This is a genomic window from Flavobacterium sp. LPB0248, from assembly GCF_013388355.1.
GTDB lineage: Bacteria > Bacteroidota > Bacteroidia > Flavobacteriales > Flavobacteriaceae > Flavobacterium.
This window is the reverse complement of the sequence record NZ_CP058246.1, coordinates 1,129,794-1,155,175: the sequence shown is the minus strand read 5'-3', so window position 1 is coordinate 1,155,175 and position 25,382 is coordinate 1,129,794. Positions and strand designations below refer to the sequence as shown.

The window sequence follows — 25,382 nt, the reverse complement described above, 5'->3', positions numbered from 1 at the left end:
TAGCTTTTCGTGGCTTTCCATTTCTATCTGGGCTAGGACATATTATTTTGTAAGACGATTCGTGTAAAGTCAAATTTATGAATAAGTTAGTATTCAAGTTACCAATTTATTCACTATATTTGCACGCAATTCAACTAGAAATTGCACCATGATAGCACACAACTCCAAGATTATCGGCGAAGGTTTAACTTACGACGATGTATTATTAGTACCTAACTACTCGAATGTGCTTCCTCGCGAAGTGAGCATTAAATCAAGATTCTCAAAAAACATTACATTAAACGTTCCAATTGTATCAGCTGCGATGGATACAGTTACAGAAAGTGCAATGGCAATCGCTATGGCACAAGAAGGCGGAATTGGTGTTTTACATAAAAATATGACTATCGAACAGCAAGCAGGAAAAGTTCGAAAAGTAAAACGTGCAGAAGCAGGTATGATTATCGATCCGGTAACTTTACCAATGAACTCTACAATTGCTGATGCTAAAAATGCTATGAAAGAATTCGGAATCGGCGGTATTCCAATCGTTGACGAAAACAGAATTCTTAAAGGAATTGTTACCAATCGTGACTTACGTTTCGAGAAAAACGGAGCAAGACCAATTGCTGAGGTTATGACAAGCCAAAACTTAGTAACAGTTTCTGAAGGAACTTCATTAGAGCAGGCAGAAGTTGTTTTACAAGGTCATAAAATCGAAAAATTACCAGTTGTAAACGATAAAAACGAATTAGTAGGTCTAATTACGTTTAGAGATATTACAAAACTGACTCAAAAGCCAATCGCTAATAAAGATTCTTTTGGTCGTTTAAGAGTTGCTGCTGCAATTGGAGTTACTGGAGATGCAGTTCAAAGAGCTGAAGCTTTAGTTGCTGCTGGTGTAGATGCTATTATTATCGATACAGCTCACGGACATACAGAAGGTGTAGTGAATGTATTGAAAGAAGTAAAATCAAAATTCCCTCAAATAGATGTTGTGGTTGGAAACATTGCAACGCCAGAAGCTGCTAAATATTTAGTAGAAAATGGTGCTGATGGAGTAAAAGTTGGAATCGGACCTGGTTCTATCTGTACTACACGTATCGTTGCAGGTGTTGGTTTTCCACAATTCTCAGCGGTTTTAGAAGTTGCTGCGGCTATCAAAGGAACTGGAGTTCCAGTTATTGCCGATGGTGGAATTCGTTATACAGGAGATATTCCTAAAGCAATCGCTGCAGGTGCTGACTGTGTAATGTTAGGTTCATTATTAGCAGGAACAAAAGAATCTCCAGGAGAAACTATCATTTTTGAAGGAAGAAAATTCAAATCTTACCGCGGAATGGGATCTGTTGAAGCAATGCAAACAGGATCTAAAGACCGTTATTTCCAAGATGTTGAAGACGACGTTAAGAAATTAGTTCCAGAAGGAATCGTTGGACGTGTTCCTTACAAAGGGGAATTAAACGAAAGTATGCTTCAGTTTATTGGAGGTCTTCGTGCAGGTATGGGATACTGTGGTTCAAAAGATATTCCTACTTTACAGGAGACAGGACGTTTCGTGAGAATCACTTCAAGCGGAATCACTGAAAGTCACCCACATAACGTAACAATTACAAAAGAAGCTCCAAATTATTCTAGATAATTTAGGGTGTATCATAAAAAAAAGGAGTTGTCTCAAAAAGACAACTCCTTTTTTTATAAGCTTCGGAGAAGCAAAATATTTATAGAGAAAATGAGACGTTTACAATACAAAGCTCCATCGGAGCGACATATTATCTTAGATCTGATATATGTCGCTCCGCTGGAGCTTCTTTAATTTGTTAATGAAATTCTATAAATATTTTGCCCCGCTGGGGCTTTATCTAATTTAAAATCTGCTATTCAAAATATCGTCGGCAACAATATCGGAATGCAGTAAATCTTCCATTTTCTTTGTCATACGTTGTGCTTCTAGAGCGTAACCAAACATTTTCTTTTCGTAATCAGCAATTGCTTCGTCAATGGTTTCAAATTTTCCGTTGGTTAAATTCTCGGTTAAATGGAAAGCATCAAATAGTCCCATATTTACACCTTCGCCAGCAAATGGTGGCATTAAGTGAGCTGCGTCACCAACAAGCGTAATATTTGAATGTTCTTTCCAAGGTTCTTCTAAAGAGAATAATCTTAAAGGCAAACCAGAAAATTCAGTAGAAACAGCAAAGAATTTTTTATAATCATCACCCCAGTTCTCAAAAGTTTCGTTTAAAAAAGAAATTACAGATTGATCGTCTTCAAAATTGATTCCGTGGTTCGAAATCCAATCTTCATCTGCTTTAAAAGAAACGCCAAAGTGAACAGAACCATCCCGCATAGTATGTGTGTAGAACATTTTATGTTCGCCCATTGCCATAACATTTCCGTTTCCGTATTTCGGTTTAAATTCAGGATAATCTTGATCCGGATTTACAATTTCACCCTGAATAATATAAGTTCCAGAAAGTTGAGGTTCTTGATCGCTTACAAATTTTCTAGCGTTTGATCTTCCTCCATTTGCCACAATAACAAAATCTGCAGTTGTTTTTGTGCCGTTTTTAAATTCCAAAATATATTGGTTTTCATGTTTTTCGAGATTAATCAATTGACTGTCCCAAACAACGGTATTTTCTTTAAGATTGTCCAGCATAATTTTTCTAAGATCATTTCGATCAATTTCTGGACGTGAAAAGGCATTGGTTTCGTCTGACATTTCATCAGAAGTGATATTTCCATCTATGTCAGCCATTTTTTCGCCAGTTGGTCTCGCATATTGGTAAAATTCATCCATCAAACCCGCTTTCTGAATGGCGTATTGACCAGAATCGGAGTGAATATCTAGAGTTCCTCCTGACGTTCTGGCTTGTGCATTAATGTCTCTTTCGTAAACTGTAACATCAGCACCGTTTATTTGTAAAATTCTTGCAGTTGTTAATCCAACTGGTCCACCGCCAATAATGGCAATTTTTTTATTTTCTATAATTGAAGTTTTCATTTTTATTGATATTAATATTGTAAGTGCTCTTCGACTTCGCTCAGAGTGACAAATTATTTGAATTTGGAATTTTTGAAATTAAGTTTTTTAATTGTAATTGATTTTTGAAATTGTGATTGAAATTGAAAAATCATGGAGTTAGAGCTTTTAGGACTAAATTGAAAGCTTCATTTTTAATCTTATCATTAAGAACAAAAGATTTTCCAGACATGGATTTTCCGTCTCGATGAAATTCTAAAAGAGAATAAAGTGATCCGTAAGCAATACTCCAAAATATTTCATAAGGAACAGAAATGAGTTCTTTTCGCTCAATGGCCAAAAGCATAAATTCGGTCATCATTTGCTTATACTTTCCTGTTACTTCTTGTATAATTGCATCGCCATGAGTAGAATGTCTTAAAAGTTCAAAACAGGTAGCTTGTTGAGTAAAATTTAGATTAAAATAAATACGATTTTCCCATTGATTTCGTAATCCATCTCTAAAAGACATATCTGTAGAAAAACCATCAAACATCTTTTCAAAGAAATTTTGACCAATTTCAATTCCGATTTTACGAATCAGATCCTCTTTGTCTGAATAATAGATATAAAGTGTCGCGACAGAAATACCGCATTCTTTAGCAAGACGATTCATTCCGAAACCTTCTACGCCTTGCGTAACAATCATTTCTATTGCTTTTTGTTTTACAATTTCCTCTTTATTTGTGTCTCTAGTTCTCATAATTCTAATTGATTATGGCACAAAGATACGAATAATAATAAATGAACGATCGCTTATTTATTATTTTTTTTGAGATGCTAAGATTCTAAGGTGCTGAGGTGCTGAGTTTTTTTTGGGGGTTCAAAGGTGCAAAGAGATAAAGGTTCAAAGGTTTGAAAATATGAATTGCCTCCAGCTTTAGCTGGATGTTTATAATAATTGCATGAGAGGCTTCAGCCAAATTTTGCGTTTATAGCAAATAAAAAAAAGCTGAAACGATTTTTCTATCATTTCAGCTGATTCTGTATTTAGAGTATATTTTATAAAGTTTTTGTTGGCTCGGCTTCTCTTAGGTTTTGATTCTCTAAGATTTCCTTTAAATAAGGATTTACGATGTTTTCAATATCACCTTCAGAGATGTTTAAAGCTTCGGGATCTGATGTTAATTGCAGCCATGGTTTTGGACCATCAAAATTATAACTTCCAAAAACTATAACCGGCGTACCTTTTACTTTTACATTTTCTTTATCCTTCAGAATCCATTCGTCAGCAAATTTATAAAGGTATTTAGCGTCTTTTTCTAATAGTCGTAAGCAAGAATGTGATGCTGGATATCCTGGAAGCGCATATTGATGAAAACCGACTCCCAATTTATTTTCAATATTAAAATTCCATTTTAAATCCCATTCGTCATTAAATGTACTGGTAGTTTGTTCAGCTTTCCAATTGGTGAAAAACAATCCAGTAGGAGTAGGGTCTTTTTTTCTTCCCATATTAGTTGGACCTGTACGAACCAATTCGCCATTTTCATAAGCGGCAAAAGCCTGTGCAGGATACGAAAAAAGGATAATTTTAGATACTTCTTCTAATGCTGAAACATGCAGTGGAAAGGGTAAGTAATAAACCAAATCACCACTAAAATCTGCCGGAATTACAACTGAATCTAGTTTTTTGAAATTGGCTTTATCAGTTCTATTCAATGCATACACAATATCCATTTTAGAACTGTCAGCTTCATTTAACTTGAGCCAGTCTTTGGTTTTCTCGATTTGATACCCAATCGTTTCAGGCTTTTTGTGTTCAATTACCTTTTTTTTCTCTTTTTTATTTTCAGTCAGTGTGATGGTATCGGTTTTTTTACATGAACCTAATAAAACCAACATCAAGATCAGTAGTATGTTTGCTGTGTAATATAACTTTTTCATAGGTCGAATTTTTATGAATATAAAGTTATAAATCTGATAGCTGAAAAGGGTTACATAATTTTTTGAATTGGTTTCGGGATTTACATTTTTAGATTGATGTTAAAAAAGCATTGACATCCTGACTCCACTGAGTTTTGTTTTTTAATAGATAATTTTCATGTCCAGTATCTTTATAGATACGTAATTTTTTTAAGCCTTTCAGGTTTTTATAAATCTCGTCAATTTCTAATCTGCTGACACTTTTATCTTTTTCACCGTAAAGTAATAAAGTTGGACAATGTATTTTTGTTGCGTATTCTGATGGATTATGATTAAAACCCCAAAAGCCATTTTGTATGCCACCCCAAAAAAGTAAAATTCCAGCCATTGGAATAGTAGGGGCATTCATTTTCTTAAATCTAGCGCATACAGTTTGATACATTGATCCGAATGGACATTCTATGATTATACCTTTTGGTTTTATGTTGGTGTCGTTAATGCATTTCATTATAGCAACAGCTCCCATAGAAGTTCCAAATAAATAAATATTTGTTTCTCCAGTCGAAGCGACATAATTAAAACAGGTTTTTACTTCTTCAGCTTCTTTAAAGCCTATTGTAGTTTGATTGCCTTCAGAATTACCACTTCCCATAAAATCAACTAGCAGAGTGCTGAAACCTAATTTTAAGAATTCATCTGATTTATCTAACATGGACGATTTTTCAGATCCATAACCGTGAAAAAGTATTACTGTTCCCTTTGAATTGGTGTTTTGAATTAGCCAGCATTCAATCTCTTTATTACTTTTTAATCGTAAGGTTTGATATTTTTGGTTTGGAACTTTTTTGTTCTTTGGTTTGGGATTGTTTACTCCAAGAAACAATGTTTTTACTTTTTCAAATTTGGTGAGTCTATCAGGAGTTTTAGTTTTTTCAGAATTATCTTTTGTGAAATGAGTAAATTTATAAGCATGAAAGTATGCGATAATATTTATCATTAGAAAAAATAGTATGATTATTCTAATACATTTTTGCTTATTAGATACGGTCATTTTATTATTTAAAAAAGGTTAAATTTATTTTGATAATGTAACCCTAAAATACTCAAAAACTTTTAAATCAAACCTTTAATTTTTGCATGCTGCAAAAGCATAATAGTTTTTGCATCAGTGATTTCTCCAGATTCAATCATGGCGTAAGCTTCATCAAAAGTATATTCTAAAACCTCAATATTTTCCTGTTCAGCATCAAGGCCTCCGCCAGAACTTACTTTCATGTTTTCATCATATTCTCCCACAAACAAATACAAAATTTCTGTTACAGATCCTGGAGACATATAGGTTTCGATTACTTTTTGAACTTTTGTTAAACGATATCCCGTTTCTTCTTCTGTTTCACGAATAATAGCTTGTTCGGCATTGTCTTTGTCTAAAAGTCCTGCACAAACCTCGATCATCATTCCTGTTTTATTTCCGTTAAGATAAGTCGGTAAACGAAATTGTCTTGTTAGTACAACTGTTTTTTTAGCGGTATTATATAATAATATTCCAGCACCATTTCCGCGATCGTAAACTTCGCGAATATGAGATTCTATTTTTTCGTTTTCCTTTTTGTAGTTAAAAGTAACTTTGTTTAATATATACCAATTATCGGATAATAATTTGGTGTCTGTTATTTCGATTTCTGGATTCTTTCTCATCTGAAAAATTATTTCATAAAAAAAAACGCCCTGATTATCAGAGCGTTTAAATGTATTATTTTGTTATTGTTTGTTTTCTATCTGGTCCAACCGATACAATTTTGATTGGCACTTCGATTTCTTTTTCAATAAACTCAATATATTCTTTTAGCTCAATTGGTAATTGATCGTAAGATGTTAATCCAGTTAAATCTTGTTTCCATCCTTTAAACTCTTTGTAAACCGGAGTAACGTTTTCTGGTTCAATGTTATAAGGGAAGTGAGAAATGTTTTGTCCTTTGTAGTTATACTCTGTACAAACTTTTAAAGTTTCAAAACCAGAAAGAACATCACCTTTCATCATCATTAACTGAGTAACTCCATTAACTTGAACTGCATATTTTAAAGCAACAAGGTCTAACCATCCGCAACGTCTTTGTCTTCCTGTTACAGAACCAAATTCGTTACCCACTTTAGCCATTGTAGCACCAACTTCGTCAAAAAGTTCCGTTGGGAAAGGTCCGCTACCTACACGTGTAACGTAAGCTTTGAAAATTCCGTATACTTCTTTGATTTTGTTAGGAGCAATTCCTAAACCAGTACAAGCTCCAGCAGCAGTAGTATTTGATGAAGTTACGAAAGGATAAGTTCCGAAATCAACATCTAATAAAGATCCTTGAGCTCCTTCGCAAAGAATAGATTTTCCAGCTTTTTGAGCTTGGTGCATGTATTCTTCACTATCAATAAAATCTAATTTTTTAAGTTCTTCGATAGCTTCAAAGAATTCTTTTTCTAATTCAGCTAAATTGTATTGGATGTTCACATCGTAAAAAGCAATCATCGCTTCGTGTTTGTCAGCCAAAGCTCTGTAACGATCTTTGAAATCTTCTAATTCGATATCTCCAACACGTAAACCATTTCTACCTGTTTTGTCCATATAAGTTGGCCCAATTCCTTTAAGAGTAGAACCAATTTTTGCTTTTCCTTTTGAAGCTTCAGAAGCTGCATCAAGCAAACGGTGAGTAGGTAAAATTAAATGTGCTTTTCTAGAAATGATTAATTTCTTTTTGATGTCAAGGTTGAATTTTTCTAACCCTTCAATTTCTTTTTGAAAAACTACAGGATCAATTACAACACCATTTCCGATGATGTTTACTGAGTTTTTATGAAAAATTCCAGAAGGAATTGTTCTAAGTACGTGTTTAATTCCGTCAAATTCTAATGTATGTCCTGCATTTGGTCCTCCTTGAAAACGTGCAATAATATCATAATTTGAGGTAAGTACGTCAACAATTTTTCCTTTACCTTCATCTCCCCATTGTAATCCTAGTAATAAATCTACGGTCATTCTGTTTTAATTTGCGTTGGGACAATCTAAGTCGTCCTACTGATTATGTAGTTAATTTTCTTTTTTAATTTTTTGAAAAAGTCTGTTTAAAGACTATGAATTTGAATTTTGCTTTTTGTTTCCGTAGAAATAAAGCGAATGATTTGTGATTTCAATATCAAAAATTTCTTCGATAGTTTTTTTGATGGTTTGAATTCTTGGATCGCAAAATTCAATTACCTCACCAGAATCTGTCATAATGATGTGATCGTGCTGTTTATCAAAATATGATTTTTCGTAGTAAGCCTGATTTTGCCCAAATTGATGTTTTCTAACCAAAGCGCAGTCCAACAATAACTCAATCGTGTTGTATAAAGTAGCTCTACTCACACGATAGTTTTTGTTTTTCATTTTGATGTAAAGGTTCTCTATATCAAAATGCTCCTCGCTATCGTAAATTTCCTGAAGTATAGCATAACGCTCAGGAGTTTTGCGATGCCCTTTTTGTTCAAGATATAGTGTAAAAACATTTTTTACAATTTCTTGATTCTTAGTGTTGTCAGTTGAAATAAGTGTCATATCTGGCAAAGATAATTTTTTATTTTTAATGAATAAAAGTTTCGGGTTTAAAGTTTCGTTACAAAATTCTTATAGTTTCCCTAAAAAGTTAGGTTCTATACTCTCTAGTAACCTTATCGACCCCATCAATTTTCTTGATAGCGCTAATCATTTTTTTCAAAATCGTATTGTTTTTAACAATCACAGCAACTTGTCCGTGGAAAATTCCTGCATCGGTACTTAACGAAATACTCTGAATGTTTACGCTCATATTGTTGGAAATTACCTTTGTCAATTGGTTGGTAAGTCCTAAAACGTCCATTCCTGTAATATTGATAATGGCTTTAAATTCTTCTTGAGAAGAGTCAATCCATTTGGCACTCATGATTCTGTAAGCATAATTAGACTGCATTCCAATTGCGTTCGGGCAATCTTTTTTATGCACTTTTATTCCTTCATTAATGGTAACAAAACCAAAAACATCGTCACCAGGAATTGGGTTACAGCATTGCGAAAGTTTATAGTCTAACTTGTCATGTTCGGTTCCGAAAACCAACATGTCATAATTGCTGCTGATGACGGGTTTATGAATGTCCTCGTCTGCAGTGTCTTTTGTTCGCTTAATTTTATTTTTGAAGAAATTGATAAACGAATTGCTTTTCTGCGCAGCATAATCTTTTAACTGCTGATTTTCAATCGCACCAATTCCAACTCGGTAAAATAAATCTAAACTTGTTTTTAATTTGAAGAAGTTAACTAACTCGTTGGTAACTTGTTCGTTGAATGTTACTTTTAAGTGTTTTAATTTTCTAACAAGTAATTCTTTTCCTTCTTCTGCAATTTTTTTGGTGTTCTCGTTTAGAACGTTTTTGATTTTATTTTTAGCTCTAGAAGTGGTTACATATTCCAACCAGTTTACGGTTGGTTTCTGGTTTGGAGAAGTAATTACTTCAACTTGATCACCGCTTTTTAATTCGTAATTCAACGGCACTAGACGACCGTTTACACGAGTTCCTCGAGTTTTAATTCCGATTTCAGAGTGAATGCTGAAAGCAAAATCAAGAGAAGTGGCACCTTTTGGCAGCGATTTGATTTCTCCTTTTGGCGTAAAGACGAAGATTTCTTTAGAATACAGATTCATTTTAAAATCTTCCACAAAATCGACTGCATTGGTTTCTGGGTTTTCTAAAGCTTCGCGAAGAAGATTCAGCCAAGTATCCAGACCGCTTTCTTCTGTTGCGCCGTTTTTATATTTGTAATGCGCTGCATATCCTTTTTCGGCGATTTCGTCCATACGTTCGCTTCGAACCTGAACTTCGACCCAACGTCCTTTTGGACCCATTACGGTAATGTGAAGCGCTTCATAACCAGTCGATTTTGGAGATGAAATCCAGTCACGCAAACGGCTCGGACTTGGTCTATAATGATCTGTTACGATAGAATATATTTTCCAGGCAATAAATTTTTCTTCATGCGGATCGGCTTTATATACAATTCTAAGAGCGAACTTATCGTAAACTTCATCGAAAGTTACGTTTTGAGCACGCATTTTTCGACGAATAGAATAAATCGATTTTGGACGCCCTTTGATGATGTAATCTACACCTTCATTGTCTAAAGATTTTTTCAAAACATCCGAAATATCTTTGATGTATGCATCCTGTTCTTCCTTAGTTTCACGAATTTTACTTACGATATCGTCATAAACTGCAGGTTCAGTATATTTTAATCCTAAATCTTCTAATTTGGTTTTGATATTATACAATCCCAAACGGTGGGCAAGGGGAGCATAAATATATAAAGTTTCAGATGCGATTTTGGTTTGTTTGTATTCCGCCATCGAATCCATTGTTTGCATATTATGAAGACGATCGGCAAGCTTAATTAAAATCACACGAACATCATCATTCAGCGTTAGAATCATTTTTCTGAAATTCTCAGCCTGCATTGAGGCATTCAAATCTTTTTGAACTAACGAAATCTTCGTAAGTCCCTCAACCAGCTGTGCCACTTTTGGGTTAAACAAACGTTCAATATCCTCAACTGTCATTGGTGTATCTTCGACAACATCGTGAAGTAAGGCCGCGGCGATAGAGGTCGCACCCAGACCAATTTCTGAGGCAACGATTTTTGCAACTGCAATAGGATGAAAGATATAGGCTTCGCCCGATTTACGTCTTTGTTCTTTGTGAGCATCAACGGCAACATCAAAAGCTTTTCTAATTAATTTCTTGTCAGTAGGGCTTAAAGTTTGGTAACTTATTCGAAGTAATTCCTTGTATTCCTGCGCAATAGCTTTGTTTTCTTTTTCTATATCTATTTCTGTCATAACGGCATAGTTCAAGTACTAAAAATAAGAATTAGTTTGAACATACGCAAGGCTTTGCCATTGTAGATTTTAGAGTGCAGATTTTAGATTTTTCCATGTAGGAATAAGGCTTCGACTCGGCTCAGCCTGACATTGAAGCAGTTATTTTTTTAAACTAAAAATTGAAGATTAAAAATTAAAAGTTGAAGACTTTTAATTTGAACCTCAGAACCTCAGAACCTCAGAACCTTTGTCCCTTTGAGCCTTTAAAACTAAAACCCTCTCTGTCTTTTTGCTTCGAAAATTAAAATAGCGGCAGCAACAGAAACGTTCATACTGTCAATTTCGCCTTGCATTGGAATAATGATATTTTGAGTTGCTTCGTCACGCCATTGCTGGGTTAAACCAGTAGCTTCTGTACCTACGACTAAAGCAGTTGGAGTAGTAAAGTTTTGTGTATGATATGAAGTTGAATTTTGTAAAGTCGCACTGTAGAAATTGATTTTTTTCTCTTTCAAAAAAGCAATAATTTCTTCTGATGTTCCAGTTGCGATTTGGTTGGTAAAAAGGCATCCAACGCTAGATCGCACAATATTCGGATTGTATAAATCGCTTTTCGGATTGGCTATCAAAACAGCATCTAAATTGGCTGCATCGGCGGTACGCAAAACAGCACCGATGTTACCTGGCTTTTCTAAAGATTCGACAACCAGAATTAATGGATTATCAGATAACTTTAAATCGGATAATTTTAAAGATTTAGTTTTCGCTACAGCTAAAATTCCTTCTGTGGTATCGCGATAAGCTAGTTTTTGGTAGACTTCTTTATTGATTTCGATAATCTGAAATGAATTCTGAATCAGTTTATTGATTTCTGATTCTGAAACTAATTCTGGTAAAAATAGAACAGTTTCAATTTCGTAACCACCTTTTATGGCTAATGAAATTTCGCGTTGTCCTTCAATCAAAAATGTGCCGGTTTGTTTTCTGGCTTTGGATTTTTCTTGAAGTAAAACCAAAGATTTGATAAACGGATTTTGAATTGAAGTGATTTGTTTCATTTTTTTAAGCGACTAAGATTCTAAGGCGCTAAGGTACTGAGTTTTTTTCTTCTTGCAAGGTTTTTAAAACCTTGTAGGTATAGTAATAAAGTTTTTTTAGCCACGAATTACCCGAATTTTCACAAATTTATTTTGATTATGTTCAATTATAATTCGTGAAAATTCGTGTAATTCGTGGCTAAAAACTATTTCTCAAAAATTTCTTTAATCTCAGTTTCTACAGGGTGATCGGTTTTGAAATCATATCCCATCAATTTTGCCAAAGTTTGAGCAAACTGTTTTTGATAAAGTTGAGAATTTGTCTTGATTTCGCCTTTTGCTGCAATTTCTGGTCCCATTGCTGCGAACCAAATTTCTGAAGCACCTGGAACATCAGAACCGTGATCGGTCCATTGTGCTTTTACTTTGTCTCCGCGCCCGTGATCGACTGTTATAAAAAGCGTCGTTTTGTTTTTGTATTGTGGATCATTTTGAACAAAATTCCATATTTCCTGAATCCATTTATCAACTTGATTGGCTGCGTCCAAATAAGAACGATATTGTGCATGATGCGCCCATTCGTCGGTTTCGCCATAAGCGATATAAAGTACTTTTGGTTTTTTATTTTTTAATTCATCCATTGCCTCATAATGCGTAAAAACATCTAGGCATTCATCCATATGAAATGGTTTGTAAGAGTTGTCACGCATCTCATTTAATAAGTGTTGCGCTGCTGTTGGTTTATTTCCGCCCACTTTATCAAATGCTGAAATTACAGGAAATCCACTTCTTTCCTCGTTTAAGATTCTGTCAAAAGCATCCCAAGCGCCAAAAGCAGCAACTTTTCCTTTTAGTTTAGACTGCTTATTTAAAAATTCCAAAACATTTACATTCGGATTGGCTTTGTAACCGTTTGAATTGACTTTTAAATCTACATTTCCAGTCATGATTTCGCTATAACCAGGATAACTAAACCAATACGGATTGGCAACATCGACTTTGTTTCCTAAATCACGATTTCCATAAATCTGACCTTTAGTAGCAATTTCAGACCAGAAAAAAGGCATTAGTTTTTTGCGCGCTTCTTTTACATTAGCATCACTATATTTTTTATAAATGTAAGCGCTGTCTCCCTGATTGAATTTTTTATCGTTGGCAATTGCAGGATCAAGTCCTTTAAAAACTTCCTGCCATCTAAAACCGTCTGTAGTGATGATGATGATATTTTCTGTTTTTTGGGCTTGAGATTGAATGCCTAATAAAACGAACAGAATTAGAATTGTCTTTTTCATTTTTATCTGTTTTTAAGTTGTTATATTCAGATTGATATTTTATTTCAAAACTAATTTAATAATAAAGATAACAGTAAAGCCAATCTGTAAAATAACCATAAGTTAACAGATTAAAATGCCTACAAAATCCCTCGCGACTTAATCTCCAAATATTTATTAATAGCGTCAAGCGTAAGATTTTCGGGTTGTGTTAAAACAGAATGGATTCCGTATTTTTTGAGTTCGTTTACAATTAATCGTTTTTCGAACATGAATTTTTCGGCAATTACTTTGTCGTACACTTCCTGAATTGTTGCTGTTTTTTTATTGATGATTGAATTCAGTTCTGTGTTTTGAAAGAAAACCACAACCAATAAATGACTTTTGGCAATTCCTTTTAAATAAGGTAATTGGCGGTTTAAACCGTCCATGGTTTCGAAATTGGTGTACAAAATTATTAAGCTTCGCTGATTGATATTTTTCTTAATATCAACGTACAATCTGCTGTAATCACTTTCGAAGAAATCGGTTTTTACGTTGTATAACGTTTCAAGAATTTTCTGCATCTGTGAGCCTCTTCTTTCTGCAAAAACTCTATTTTCTACTTTTTTAGAAAAAGAAAAAAGTCCCGCTTTGTCCTGTTTTTTCAAAATCACATTAGATAAAACCAAAGAAGAGTTAATCGCATAATCTAACAAACTTAATCCATCAAAAGGCATTTGCATCACACGACCTTTGTCGATTGCCATGTAAACCGATTGCGATTTTTCGTCCTGAAACTGATTAACCATCAAGGAATTTCTTTTGGCTGTAGCTTTCCAGTTTAAAGTTCGTAAATCGTCGCCCTGAACGTATTCTTTAATCTGTTCAAACTCCATGGTATGACCAATGCGACGTATTTTTTTAATTCCGTATTGAAACAGATTATTCGAAAAAGCAATTAAATCGTATTTTCTTAGCTGAATATAAGATGGATATGTTGGAACCATTTGACCATTGTCGAAAATAAATCTTCTGGAAATCAATCTTAATGGAGATGAAACATAAATATTCAAAGAGCCAAAATGGTATTCTCCACGTTCTGTTGGACGAAGATCATAACCAATTTCTTTTTGTGTTGCTGCTTTTATTGTTTTTACAATTTTAAAATCGCGAACCTGAAATTGAAACGGAATCTCGTCAATAATTTTAGCCGAAACAGGAAAAGTATAATGGTTTTTTAAATTAATTTTTATCGGATTTAAATCTCCATTTGATAGTTTTTCGGGCGTAATTCTTTCAGCTTCAAGTCCTGTTCTTGCTAAATATAAAAGTAAGATATCAAGTCCCAAAAAAGTAATTAAACCTAGAACTAGCAGCCAAACTGCATGATACATATTCGGAAAAATAAAAGCGCAGACAAACAATCCTATAATACCAATCAGTATATAGAAAAAGAAATTGTTCAGATATAGACTTTTTATGAATTTCATTTTTTTAGTTTTCGGTCTCAGTTTTCAGCTTCAATTTTGGTCTCAGAATTACGGTAAACTGAGACTACGACTGAAAACTTAAACTATCTTGGTATTTCCACCGTTTCAATAATCTGTTTAATAATTTCTGAACTCGTAATCCCTTCCATTTCGCGTTCTGGTGCTACAATAACACGGTGTTGTAAAACGGGAATCGCTGCTTCTTTAATATCTTCTGGAGTAACAAAATCGCGTCCTCGGATTGCAGCAAAACCTTTTGATGCATTTAAAATGGCGATTGAAGCACGAGGCGAAGCTCCTAAATATAAAAAGGCATTTTCGCGTGTGTTTACCACAATTCTGGCAATGTATTCTAACAGATTTTGTTCCACTCTAATTTGTTTGACCAAACCTTGATATTCTTTGATTTCTTCAGCAGAAAGAATTGTTTTTATTGCATCCAATTTTCCGTGATCTTGCAAAGTATGTTCTCTCTGAATGATTAAAATCTCTTCGTTTAATTTTGGATAATCAATGGTGATTTTAAAAAGAAAACGATCCAATTGCGCTTCTGGCAAACGATACGTTCCTTCCTGTTCAATTGGATTTTGAGTAGCAATAACCAAAAACGGTGCGTCTAACTGATAGGCAGAACCATCAATTGTAATTTGGCGCTCTTCCATAACTTCAAAAAGTGCGGCTTGTGTTTTTGCTGGCGCACGATTAATCTCGTCAATTAAAATCAGATTAGAGAAAATAGGCCCTTTTTTGAATTCGAATTCTGAGCTTTTCAAATTAAAAATAGAAGTTCCCAGAATATCTGAAGGCATTAAATCGGGTGTAAACTGAATTCTGCTGAAACCGATATTTAAGGTTTTAGCCAATAATTTTGCTGTTATTGTTTTGGCAACTCCAGGGACACCTTCTAAAAGTACGTGACCATTTGACAAAATAGCAACCAAAAGTTGATCTACCATTTTGTGCTGTCCTACAATTACTGTTTCAATCTCTTTTTTGATCGTGTTGACGTGATCTAAAAGCGGTCCTAAATTAATTCTTGTTTCAAAATTCACATTTTCATTTGTGATTTCGCCTGATGTTGTATTGATATCGTCCATAATTTGGTCAGTTATTTTATGTTTTTTGCCACAGATTAAAATGATTAACGCAGATTATTTTTTATAAAATCATTTTAATTCTTTTAATGTATGACTAAATAAATTAATGTAAAATCTTTTCTATTGCTGTATTAATTCTAATCAAATCTTCTTCAAGACTTCCATGATAACTATTTCTATGATCATTGATTAGCTGAATCACATCGCGTATATCTTTTTCGTCTTTCCCTGTTTTATAATGCAATTTGGTTATAAAATCGTCATCGAGTTTGCTAGTATCAAGCAGATAATCGGTTCTAATTTTTTCTAAAAAGTAAATAATCTTTTTATCAATAATATTAGTATGATCTCCTTCTTGATAATATAAATTACCAATAGTTTTGGTAAAATCAACCGTTAAATTCTGCAATGGTTTTATGATAGGCACAATACGCTGTTTGCGTTTTGCATTAAAAATCATAAAAATTAGAATTCCGATTAAGCCTAAATACCACGCCGATTTTAAAGCGGGCTGACTCCAAATATAACGGAGCGGAGAAGTTGAAATTCGCTTATCGTTAAAAGGTTTATTGTACCAGAAAATATTTCCTTTTGGAATATAAGAAAGTACATTTTCTGCATATTGATAATGATCTTTTTTTAGCAGATTATAATTGGTAAATGCCACTGGCTGTGTGTGCAGATAGAGATAACCGTTTTTATAAGGGACTTCTATAAAATTGACCTGTTTTTCTTTTTTACGATTGATTTGATATCCTAAAACTTTTGTATTTAAAGTATCTATTTTAGAAAAATAATCACTTAATCCAGTATTTAAAGTATATTTTTTTGTGCTAACTTTTTTGTTTGCCATCCAAGTCGAAATACTGTCATTAGGCATAAAATCGGTTTTTAGCTCAATTTTTAAAGAATCTAGTAACGTTTTCGGAAACACTTTCATGCTTAAAAATGCGTTATTTCCGTGCGAAACAAAATATAGAATTTCTTTCATCGAACCTTCGTCAATATTATCGGCTTCAGAAATATTCATGAAAGTACCTTTAATTCTATACGATTCTACATTTTCTCTATCATCATATTGAGAATCGAAATATTCGTAAGGAGTCTGTGTTGAAATTCTTTCCACTTTTTGTTTAAAAATACCTTCGACTTCTTGATCGAAAACGTACAATCCGAACGGGATTTTGTCTTCAACAGAATAGGTTGGAGTCCAATCAATAGGTTTTGGCTCTCCTTTGTCTACGAGTAATGTTATTCCGAAAATTAAAACCAGAATAGCAATGTATATTTTAATTTTATTATCCATTACCAAAGGTTTTTAATGCTTTTTTAAATCTGTTTTCAGTTTTTCTGAATGTTGCATCATCAATTTCAAATTCTCCATACCAAATATAATTGTATAGATAAGAAAGATAAGTAAACTCTTCTTTATGAGCAGGGTTATAAAGTTCGTACAAATAATCAGAATTGGTTTTTTCGATATCCCATTCAATATAATGATGCTGTGCCATTACTTTTAAAAGCCATAAATAGTAATAACGTATAGCAATTCTTTTTTCGCCAGCTTCTATACTTTCTTTAATGAGTTTTTCAAAATCTAAAAGATGGATGTTTTTTTCGGCATCAGAATAAAACAATGTTCTTTTATTGGCATTTTTGCCAAAAATCCATCTTCCTTCTTGCTTGGTTAAAGCTCTAACGATAAAATAAATTAGGACAATAACTACCAAAATGGCAATTATTCTAAATAGAATAGAAACAAAATTGAGAGACGTTTTTACACTGCTGAAATTAAAGAAATTAAAAATTTGTCTTGCTAGCCAATGTTTGAAATGATCCCACCAGCTTTTTTCGGGAGCTTTGTATTCGTAGACAAAATCTTTATCAGTATATTTTTTTTTGAAATCCTTTTCAAAATGTCTAATCTGTATATTGCTAGAATCTACCTTAATATCTTTTTCGGTATACTTAATTCCGCTAATTTTTGGAGGATCTTGAGCCATGATAATAGTATCCTGAGCCTGAGAAATACTGCAGCAAAAAAGAAAAGATAAAATAAAAAATAATCTTGTCATTACTTGGTCTTAAAGTTTTTCGGCGGTTAAAGAGTGAACTTTTTTGTGTACAATAAAAGGGTATATCAAGTAATAGAACGAAATTATTGCAAGCGTCACTAAGATAATAAAACTGCTTAGCCAATTGGGCATATCGATAGAATATCGAGTAATAAAACCTTCTAAAAAACCAGCGCTTATGGTAAAGGGGAATGTGCTTAAGAATATTTTAAAGCTGTTTTTAAAACCTATTTTAAAAGAATTCATTCTCGAAAAAGTTTTAGGAAATAGGATAGAAGCTCCTAAAATAAATCCAGCAGTTGTTTCGATTACAATTGCGAAAATTTCCATAGAACCATGAATCCAAATTCCTCGCACACTTTTCCAAAAAACGCCCTGTTCGTAGAAAAAGTATTGAAAAGAACCCAGCATAATACAGTTTTGAAGAAAAACATTAAAAGTTCCGATTCCCGCAAAAATGCCATAGAAATAACATTTGGCTCCTACAAATAAGTTATTTACAGTAATTCCGATGAAACTTCCCCAATTGCTGCCAGAACCATATACGGCCATCGGATTGCCTTTTTTGATGTTTTCTAAAGTCATGTTTACGTATTCGTCGCCCAAAATTAAGCGGACAAAATCACGATCATAACGAGCAGAAAGAACACCAATTGAAACCGTAACAAAAAATAAAACAAAAGCATAAACCAAATATCTTCTGTATTCGTAAACCAATAAAGGGACTTCGGTTTTAAAGAAATCTATTAAGCGATTTTGGTCAGTGCGTTTGGTTTTGTAAATTTTCTGATAAATCTGAGAGGCGAGATGATTGAGGTATACAACCGTTTTACTTTTAGGGTAATACGTTTGAGCATACGACAAATCATTCATCATTTGAATGTACAAATTAGCTAATTCATCAGGATTTTTTTTAGCTTTACCAAAAATTGCCAGCTCAAACTCGAGCCACTTTTCTCTGTTTTGTTTTATAAAGGCGATTTCTCTCATTGTAGGCTAAAATATGAAATATGTCAGAATTATCTATTAATACGACACAAAATGTCAAAATAAATTTTATTGCTGCTTCTGTAGGTGAAAGATTAGGTGCTTTCTTTATCGATTTGTTCATCGTAATCTGCTATATAACGGCGCTTTCGATAATTCTTTTTGACTGGTTACAGCTCGATAGATTGATGGTCAATTTGGATGGCTGGTCACGAGGAGCCATTTTTTTATTACTCTATTCGCCAGTTATAGTGTATTCGTTAGTTTTAGAAAGTGTTTTTGAAGGACAGTCACTTGGAAAAAAATTACTGAAAATTAAAGTCGTAAAAATTGATGGTTATCAGGCTGGTTTTGGAGACTATTTAATCCGCTGGTTTTTTAGAGTGATAGACTTTTTTACCTTTTTCGGACTTCCCGGACTTATCTCAGTTATTACAAGTCAGAAATCGCAAAGATTGGGCGATATGGCAGCCGGAACTGCGGTTATTACTTTGAAGAATAGAATTAACATCAGCCATACTATTTTGGAAGAAATTGGAGAAGCTTATGTTCCAACTTATCCTTTGGTAATTAAACTTTCAGATAATGATATGCGTATTATTAAAGAAACTTTTCAAAAAGCGGTGGCTAAAAACGATCATGAAATTATTTACAAATTGGTTGCTAAGATCGAAAGTGTTACGGGGATTAAAAATCAATCAGGAAACAATAGCGATTTTATTAGGGTAATTTTAAAAGATTATAATTTTTATACACAGAACATGTGATTTTTTTTCTTTGAATAATTGATGATTTTTTCGGGTTTTTACTGATAATTGTTTAAGATTTATTCGTAAATTTATATGTACATAATTAATTCATAAAATTTCCAATACAATGAAAGTTACAAAGCCATTTTTATTCTTATTAGTATTATTGTCTGCTTTTGTTAGTTTTGCTCAAAGCGGAAAAAAATTAGATAAAATTATAAAAAGAGATTATCAGATTATTGAATGTACCGTTTTAAAAATGTCTGATAAAACAGTAGAATATTCACTTCCTGGCGAAACGGTTCAGATTTCGCTAGATGTTTCGCAGATTGCTAAAATCGATTTTGCAAGTGGAAGATCTCAAACCTTTGATGTTTCTGCAGATGCAAGCACTACTTCTCAGAGTTCCTCTCAAAGTATTGCGAGTGCAGATATGAAACACAATACAATTGCGGTATTGCCAGTTCCTTATGTAAATGCAGATAATCAACAAGGTTCTGAGGATATGGCAAAATTTGCTCAAAACGATTTATATAACAAATTGTTAGACAAATCTTCTAACATTTTTCCGTTGACAGTTCAGGATTTAAGAACCACAAATAGCTTATTGCACAAAGCAGGAATAGATCATACGAACATTGATGAAACGCCAATTGAGGATCTAGAAAAAATATTAGGAGTTGATAATATTGTGGCCGCAAAAGTTTCATATACAATTGGAACAGGTACTACAGCTACTACTTATAATAGCGGAAATGCGAAAGTGAGCAATAACAACAAAAAAGTAACTACAAACGACATTTCTACAACAACAGCAAACAATCAGACGTATTACTACTATACGGTTTATTTTGACATGTATAGAAATACTGACAAAATCTATTCGCAAACCCGCAAGCCATTCTTGGCGGTAAAAGACGGTTGGATGGATTCGATTACGTATTTGCTAAAAAGAAGTCCGATTTACGTAAAAAAATAAGGAATGTTTTATGAGCGAGAGTTGTTAAGATTATTCGTTGCAACTTTGTAACTTTGACCCTTTGCATCTTTGTAACTCAAAAAAAATGTTTCACTTACTTGATATTATTGGGACAATGGCATTTGCAATGTCAGGCGCCTTAACCGCAATGCATAAAAAACTCGATCCGTTTGGGGTTTTTATCATTGCATTTGTTACTGCCGTTGGAGGCGGAACACTTCGCGATGTCTTAATCGGAAGAACTCCTGTTGGCTGGATGCGTGACATGCAATATGTGTATGTGATCATTTTAGGATTTTTTTTAGCAATTCTTTTTAGAAAAAGTTTCGATAAACTTCGAACCTCATTGTTTCTTTTTGATACAATTGGGCTCGGAGTTTTTACTTTGATAGGTCTTGAAAGAGGAATTGTAACAGGTCTTCATCCGGCAATTTGTATTGCATTAGGAACAATGACGGCTTGTTTTGGCGGTGTAATTCGAGATATTTTATGTAACGAAATTCCAAACGTTTTTCGAGAAGAAATTTACGCGACGATCTGTATTTTTGGCGGAATTGTATTTTTTGGACTACGAAAACTAAACTTAGAAGATGATATATTGTATTTGGTTACTTCGCTGGTTATCATTATCATCAGATTAATGGCGGTTAAATACAAATGGCATTTAAAAGCATTTGATCATAAGTAAATATGAAATATACCATAAAAAAGTATTCTCAAGACGATTATTCAATTTGGAACGATTTTGTTGCTCAAGCTAAAAATGCTACATTTTTGTTTCATCGCGATTTTATGGAATATCACAAAGATCGTTTTGAAGATTTTTCTCTTTTAATTTTTGAAGAAGAAAAACTGCGAGCTGTCTTACCAGCCAATAAAAAAGAAAATGCTGTTTATTCGCATCAAGGACTTACTTATGGAGGTTTGGTTTATTTACCAAAATTGAAAGCAGTAAAAGTTGAATTAATTTTAGACGAAATTTTATTTTTTCTGAAAGAGAACAAAATCGATACTTTTTATTATAAACCTATTCCAGATTTTTATTTTTCTGAAGGAAACAAAGAAGCGGACTTTTTCTTAATGAAAAGAGGAGCAGTTCTAGAACGAAAAGAAATGAATCTGGCAATTAATCTTACAGCTTCTTTAAAGATTTCTAAAAGTAAAATGAAGCATTTTAGAAGAATTGAAAATTTGGATTTAGATATTTTTGAAGAAGAAAATTTTGATCCTTTTTGGGAAAAAATTTTGGAGCCGAGATTAGCAGAAAAATTTAGTGCAAAACCAGTTCATTCCAAAGAAGAAATCTCACTTTTAAGATCTAAATTTCCTAAAAATATCAGACAATATTCTGCTTACAGAAATGACGAAATTATAGCGGGAATAACGATTTTTGAAACCAAAAATGTTGTAAAATCGCAATATGGCGCCACTTCAAAAATTGGAGAAGAATTTAGAGCATTAGACTTTTTATTCATTAATCTGATTCATAAGTACAAACGAAAAGGGAAACACTTTTTTGATATGGGAATTGTGGATGATGAAAATGAATCTGGATATAATCTTGGACTTTTGGCGCAGAAAGAAGAATTAGGCTGTACGGTTTACAATCAGGATTTTTATAAAATAGCAATAAAGTGATACCATTTTTAGATCTAAAAAAAATAAACGAACCATATGAAACTGCATTTCAGGAAAAACTGAAATTGGTTTTAGAAAACGGGTGGTATATTTTAGGAAAAGAAGTGGAAACATTTGAAAAAGCTTTTGCGCAATATTGTGAATCAAAATATTGTATTGGTGTAGGAAATGGTTTTGATGCTTTAGTTTTAATTTTTAAAGGATATATTGAACTCGGAAGACTTAAAAAAGGGGATGAGGTTATTGTTCCCGCAAACACCTACATTGCAAGTATTCTAGCTATTTTACAAGCCGATTTGATTCCCGTTTTGGTCGAGCCTAGATTAGAAACCTATAACATAAATCCAGATTTAATTGAGGAGAAAATTACTTCAAGAACAAAAGCCATTTTAGCGGTTCATTTATACGGACAATTGGCTGAAATGGAAGCAATAAATGAGATTGCAGAAAAACACCATTTAATTGTTGTAGAAGATTGTGCGCAATCACATGGAGTAATTAATAACCAACAATTAACAAATAACAATTTAAGTTCGGCTCAGGCTTACAGTTTTTACCCTGGGAAAAATCTGGGTTGTTTAGGCGACGGCGGAACAATTACAACAAATGACGAAGCATTAGCAGAAGTCCTTTTTTCGCTTCGAAATTATGGTTCAGAAAAAAAATATCACAACGAATATATCGGTATAAATTCAAGATTAGATGAATTGCAAGCTGGATTTTTGAATTTGAAATTACCAAACTTAGATTCGGATAATGAGAAACGAAGAACTATTGCAAAACGTTATTTGGCTGAAATTAAAAACAATAAAATAATACTTCCGTTCTGGGATTTTTCTAGCAATCATGTTTTTCATTTGTTTGTTATTCGAACAGAAAATAGAGAAAAGTTGCAAGAGTATTTAGCTCAAAACAAGATCCAAACCGTAATTCATTATCCGATTCCACCACATCAGCAAAAAGCTTTTTCTTCCGAAAGTTTAGGATGGAATAATTTATCATTTCCGATTACGGAAAAGATTCATAAAGAGGTTTTAAGCTTGCCAATGAGTCCGGTTTTGACTGAATCTGAAGTGGATTATGTTATTAAAATTATTAATGAATTTTAATGTCTGATAATAAAGCTTCATATCAGCAGATTTTAAAAGCAACTTCTATTCTTGGAAGTGTGCAGTTTTTAACCATTTTATTTTCAGTTATCAGAACTAAAATAATTGCAGTATTTATTGGACCTTCAGGAATGGGAATTATAGCTTTGCTAAATTCAACATTGAATTTAATAGGCGGCGTAACTGGGTTAGGAATTGAAACTAGCGCCATAAAAAGCATTTCTGAAAATTATAAGGATGATAATATTAAATCGGTTTCTAAAATTGCAGAAATAGTAAAAAAAATAATGTTTTTTGCGGGCATTTTTGGAGCTTTTTTAACCATTGTTTTTTCAAAATGGATAAGCATTTTAAGTTTTGGAAATGATGATCAAATGTACGCTCTCATTTTTCTGTCTATAACTTTAATTTTTAAGCAATTGACATCTAGTCAGATGGTTGTTTTACAGGGGTTAAGAAAACTCAAATTATTAGCAAAAGCTAATTTGTATGGAAATCTGTTTGGGTTGTTATTTTCGATTCCTATTTATTATTTTTTTAGGATTGACGCCATTGTTCCCACTATTATTTTAAGTTCTTTTATCGCACTAGTTTTTTCATTTTATTATGCATCAAAAATTAGATTGCAAAAAGAAAATATTGATACAAAACAGCTTTTAAGTGAAGGGAAAAGTATTGTCAAACTCGGAATAATGCTTACTGTAAGCTCCTTATTAACGTTATTATCGGCTTATCTTACCCAGATTTATATAAGCAATGTAAGCAGTACAGAACAAGTTGGATTGTATAGCGCTGGTTTTACTTTGTTGAATTCTTATGTGGGGATAATTTTTACAGTTATGAGTACAGATTACTATCCTAGATTAGCAGCAATAAATAGTGATAATACCAAAATAAGAACTGTTGTTTTACAGCAATCCTATATTTCAATACTAATAATTACACCAATTATAGTTTTATTTTTAACATTCGTCCCATTTATTATTAAGGCCTTATATACTTCTAAATTTATCGTGATAGTTTCTATGGTTTGTTTTGGAATTGTTGGAATGCTTTTTAGAGCAGTTTCATTTGCAATGGGATATATTTTGATTGCTAAAGGAGATGCTGCAATGTTTACAAAAACAGCAATTGCATTTAACACCTTATCTCTTGCGCTGAATATAGTTGGATATTATTTTTATGGTTTAGAGGGACTGGGAATCAGTTTTTTAATTTATTCTGTTTTTCATTTTTTTGCTTTGAAATTAATTACTAAAAAGAATTATGACTTTTATTTGAATAAAAAAATCAGCGTCACTTTTTCGATTTGTTTTTTATTATGTATTGCCAGCTTTTTTGCGAGATATATTGAATTAACAATTTTAAGATCTCTATTGATGGGAATACTTTGCATGATTGCGATTGCTTATTTTTTATATGAAATGAATAGAGAAATCTATTTAAAGGAAATTGTAAGTGCAGTATTCAGAAATAACAAAAAGGAATCATGAAAGCAAGGTTGAGACTTCTGTATAATCAGTTGAAATTTTATTATTCAGTAAACTGGACTAAAACTTTGTATTTTAATTTTAAGAAATTTCCATTTGGTGTTGCTAAAAAGCTTCCAGTTTTCTTTTATGGAAGAGTTAAGTTTACTTCTTTATCAGGAGAGATTTTTATTAATGCACCAATTCGCAAGGCAATGATTGGTTTTGGACAACCTTATGAAATGAACACCGTGCATAAAGGAATAGCAGAAATTAATCTATCAGGCAGCTTAACATTTAATGGACATGTGCAATTTGGAAAAGACTATTTTGTCTATATAAAAAAAGGCGGATTTTGTGAGTTTGGCCATATGTCCTCAATTGCATCTAATGGAAAAGTGATTTGTGTCGAAAAAATTAGTTTTGGAAATTATGCGAGATTAGGTTCTGAATGTCAGCTAATGGATACCAATTTTCACACAATGATTGATACCGAAAACGGTGAAATCTACAAAATGACTGCTCCAATACAAATCGGGAATTATAATTTTATTAGTAATAGAGTTTCAATTATGAAGGGTACAATAACTCCGGATTATTGTACAATTGCTTCAAACAGTTTATGTACTAAAGATTATTCTATATTGGGAGAAAATATTTTGATTGGAGGAATTCCTGCGAAACTGCTTAAAAATAATATTTCGAGAGATTGGAAAGGAGAATTGGAAGATATGGACAGATGGTTAATAATCTAAA

The 25,382-nt window shown here is 32.9% G+C and carries 23 protein-coding genes; 8 read left to right on the top strand and 15 right to left on the bottom strand.

From position 1 onward, the window contains the following. Positions 1 to 148 precede the first annotated feature (148 nt). Positions 149 to 1,621, top strand: a complete 1,473-nt coding sequence (gene guaB, locus LPB248_RS04775; protein ID WP_177210436.1) for an IMP dehydrogenase — start codon at positions 149 to 151, stop codon at positions 1,619 to 1,621. A gap of 225 nt (positions 1,622 to 1,846) precedes the next feature. Here the strand turns inward: guaB and LPB248_RS04770 are convergent, their stop codons facing one another. The 15 genes from LPB248_RS04770 to LPB248_RS04700 all read right to left on the bottom strand — a co-directional run bounded on the left by LPB248_RS04770 (position 1,847) and on the right by LPB248_RS04700 (position 18,685). After that, positions 1,847 to 2,986, bottom strand: a complete 1,140-nt coding sequence (locus LPB248_RS04770; RefSeq protein WP_177210435.1) for an FAD-dependent oxidoreductase — start codon at positions 2,984 to 2,986, stop codon at positions 1,847 to 1,849. A 130-nt stretch (positions 2,987 to 3,116) separates the two neighbouring features. After that, on the bottom strand, positions 3,117 to 3,707 hold the full coding sequence (locus LPB248_RS04765) for a TetR/AcrR family transcriptional regulator (protein ID WP_177210434.1): 591 nt from the start codon (positions 3,705 to 3,707) through the stop codon (positions 3,117 to 3,119). A 299-nt stretch (positions 3,708 to 4,006) separates the two neighbouring features. Next, entirely contained in the window at positions 4,007 to 4,891 is an 885-nt protein-coding gene (locus tag LPB248_RS04760; RefSeq protein WP_177210433.1) for a L,D-transpeptidase, read from the bottom strand. An 88-nt stretch (positions 4,892 to 4,979) separates the two neighbouring features. Beyond that, the gene (locus LPB248_RS04755) at positions 4,980 to 5,867 is read right to left on the bottom strand and encodes an alpha/beta hydrolase (protein ID WP_255463011.1); all 888 of its coding nucleotides are present in this window, start codon (positions 5,865 to 5,867) and stop codon (positions 4,980 to 4,982) included. 116 nt (positions 5,868 to 5,983) lie between these two features. Further along, complete coding sequence (locus LPB248_RS04750) at positions 5,984 to 6,568, bottom strand: NUDIX domain-containing protein (protein WP_177210431.1); 585 nt, start codon at positions 6,566 to 6,568, stop codon at positions 5,984 to 5,986. 55 nt (positions 6,569 to 6,623) lie between these two features. Further along, positions 6,624 to 7,895: an adenylosuccinate synthase gene (locus LPB248_RS04745; protein WP_177210430.1), complete on the bottom strand. Its 1,272-nt coding sequence runs from the start codon at positions 7,893 to 7,895 to the stop codon at positions 6,624 to 6,626. A 93-nt stretch (positions 7,896 to 7,988) separates the two neighbouring features. After that, a complete protein-coding gene (locus LPB248_RS04740; RefSeq protein WP_008462215.1) occupies positions 7,989 to 8,453 on the bottom strand; it encodes a Fur family transcriptional regulator in 465 nt (154 codons plus the stop codon). 88 nt (positions 8,454 to 8,541) lie between these two features. Then, positions 8,542 to 10,761, bottom strand: coding sequence for a RelA/SpoT family protein (locus tag LPB248_RS04735; protein ID WP_177210429.1), 2,220 nt, complete (start codon positions 10,759 to 10,761; stop codon positions 8,542 to 8,544). 251 nt (positions 10,762 to 11,012) lie between these two features. Then, on the bottom strand, positions 11,013 to 11,801 hold the full coding sequence (locus LPB248_RS04730) for a TrmH family RNA methyltransferase (RefSeq protein WP_177210428.1): 789 nt from the start codon (positions 11,799 to 11,801) through the stop codon (positions 11,013 to 11,015). Positions 11,802 to 11,986: 185 nt separating this feature from the next. Then, entirely contained in the window at positions 11,987 to 13,072 is a 1,086-nt protein-coding gene (locus LPB248_RS04725) for a phosphoglyceromutase (protein WP_177210427.1), read from the bottom strand. A 119-nt stretch (positions 13,073 to 13,191) separates the two neighbouring features. Further along, positions 13,192 to 14,523: a DUF58 domain-containing protein gene (locus LPB248_RS04720; protein WP_177210426.1), complete on the bottom strand. Its 1,332-nt coding sequence runs from the start codon at positions 14,521 to 14,523 to the stop codon at positions 13,192 to 13,194. Between the two features lie 83 nt (positions 14,524 to 14,606). After that, positions 14,607 to 15,620 carry an AAA family ATPase gene (locus LPB248_RS04715; RefSeq protein WP_177210425.1) on the bottom strand — a complete coding sequence of 338 codons (1,014 nt, stop codon included), beginning with the start codon at positions 15,618 to 15,620 and terminating at the stop codon, positions 14,607 to 14,609. 103 nt (positions 15,621 to 15,723) lie between these two features. Then, positions 15,724 to 16,926 carry a DUF4350 domain-containing protein gene (locus LPB248_RS04710; protein WP_177210424.1) on the bottom strand — a complete coding sequence of 401 codons (1,203 nt, stop codon included), beginning with the start codon at positions 16,924 to 16,926 and terminating at the stop codon, positions 15,724 to 15,726. Next, a complete protein-coding gene (locus LPB248_RS04705) occupies positions 16,919 to 17,695 on the bottom strand; it encodes a DUF4129 domain-containing protein (RefSeq protein ID WP_177210423.1) in 777 nt (258 codons plus the stop codon). The genes LPB248_RS04710 and LPB248_RS04705 overlap by 8 nt, the downstream gene beginning before the upstream one ends. Positions 17,696 to 17,704: 9 nt before the next feature. Further along, positions 17,705 to 18,685: a stage II sporulation protein M gene (locus LPB248_RS04700; protein WP_177210422.1), complete on the bottom strand. Its 981-nt coding sequence runs from the start codon at positions 18,683 to 18,685 to the stop codon at positions 17,705 to 17,707. Between the two features lie 20 nt (positions 18,686 to 18,705). Here LPB248_RS04700 and LPB248_RS04695 point away from each other — a divergent pair, with 20 nt between their 5' ends. The 7 genes from LPB248_RS04695 to LPB248_RS04665 all read left to right on the top strand — a co-directional run bounded on the left by LPB248_RS04695 (position 18,706) and on the right by LPB248_RS04665 (position 25,381). Then, positions 18,706 to 19,449, top strand: a complete 744-nt coding sequence (locus LPB248_RS04695; RefSeq protein WP_177210421.1) for an RDD family protein — start codon at positions 18,706 to 18,708, stop codon at positions 19,447 to 19,449. 109 nt (positions 19,450 to 19,558) lie between these two features. Next, positions 19,559 to 20,410: a hypothetical protein gene (locus LPB248_RS04690; protein ID WP_177210420.1), complete on the top strand. Its 852-nt coding sequence runs from the start codon at positions 19,559 to 19,561 to the stop codon at positions 20,408 to 20,410. An 85-nt stretch (positions 20,411 to 20,495) separates the two neighbouring features. Then, positions 20,496 to 21,098 (top strand): trimeric intracellular cation channel family protein, encoded by a 603-nt coding sequence (locus LPB248_RS04685; RefSeq protein ID WP_177210419.1) that lies wholly within the window; start codon positions 20,496 to 20,498, stop codon positions 21,096 to 21,098. Between the two features lie 2 nt (positions 21,099 to 21,100). Next, positions 21,101 to 22,048 carry a GNAT family N-acetyltransferase gene (locus tag LPB248_RS04680; protein WP_177210418.1) on the top strand — a complete coding sequence of 316 codons (948 nt, stop codon included), beginning with the start codon at positions 21,101 to 21,103 and terminating at the stop codon, positions 22,046 to 22,048. Beyond that, complete coding sequence (locus LPB248_RS04675; protein WP_177210417.1) at positions 22,045 to 23,157, top strand: DegT/DnrJ/EryC1/StrS family aminotransferase; 1,113 nt, start codon at positions 22,045 to 22,047, stop codon at positions 23,155 to 23,157. Before LPB248_RS04680 ends, LPB248_RS04675 begins: the two co-directional genes overlap by 4 nt. Then, the gene (locus LPB248_RS04670) at positions 23,157 to 24,650 is read left to right on the top strand and encodes an oligosaccharide flippase family protein (protein ID WP_177210416.1); all 1,494 of its coding nucleotides are present in this window, start codon (positions 23,157 to 23,159) and stop codon (positions 24,648 to 24,650) included. Before LPB248_RS04675 ends, LPB248_RS04670 begins: the two co-directional genes overlap by 1 nt. Beyond that, a complete protein-coding gene (locus tag LPB248_RS04665) occupies positions 24,647 to 25,381 on the top strand; it encodes an acyltransferase (RefSeq protein ID WP_177210415.1) in 735 nt (244 codons plus the stop codon). The genes LPB248_RS04670 and LPB248_RS04665 overlap by 4 nt, the downstream gene beginning before the upstream one ends. The last annotated feature ends 1 nt before the right edge of the window (position 25,382 follow it).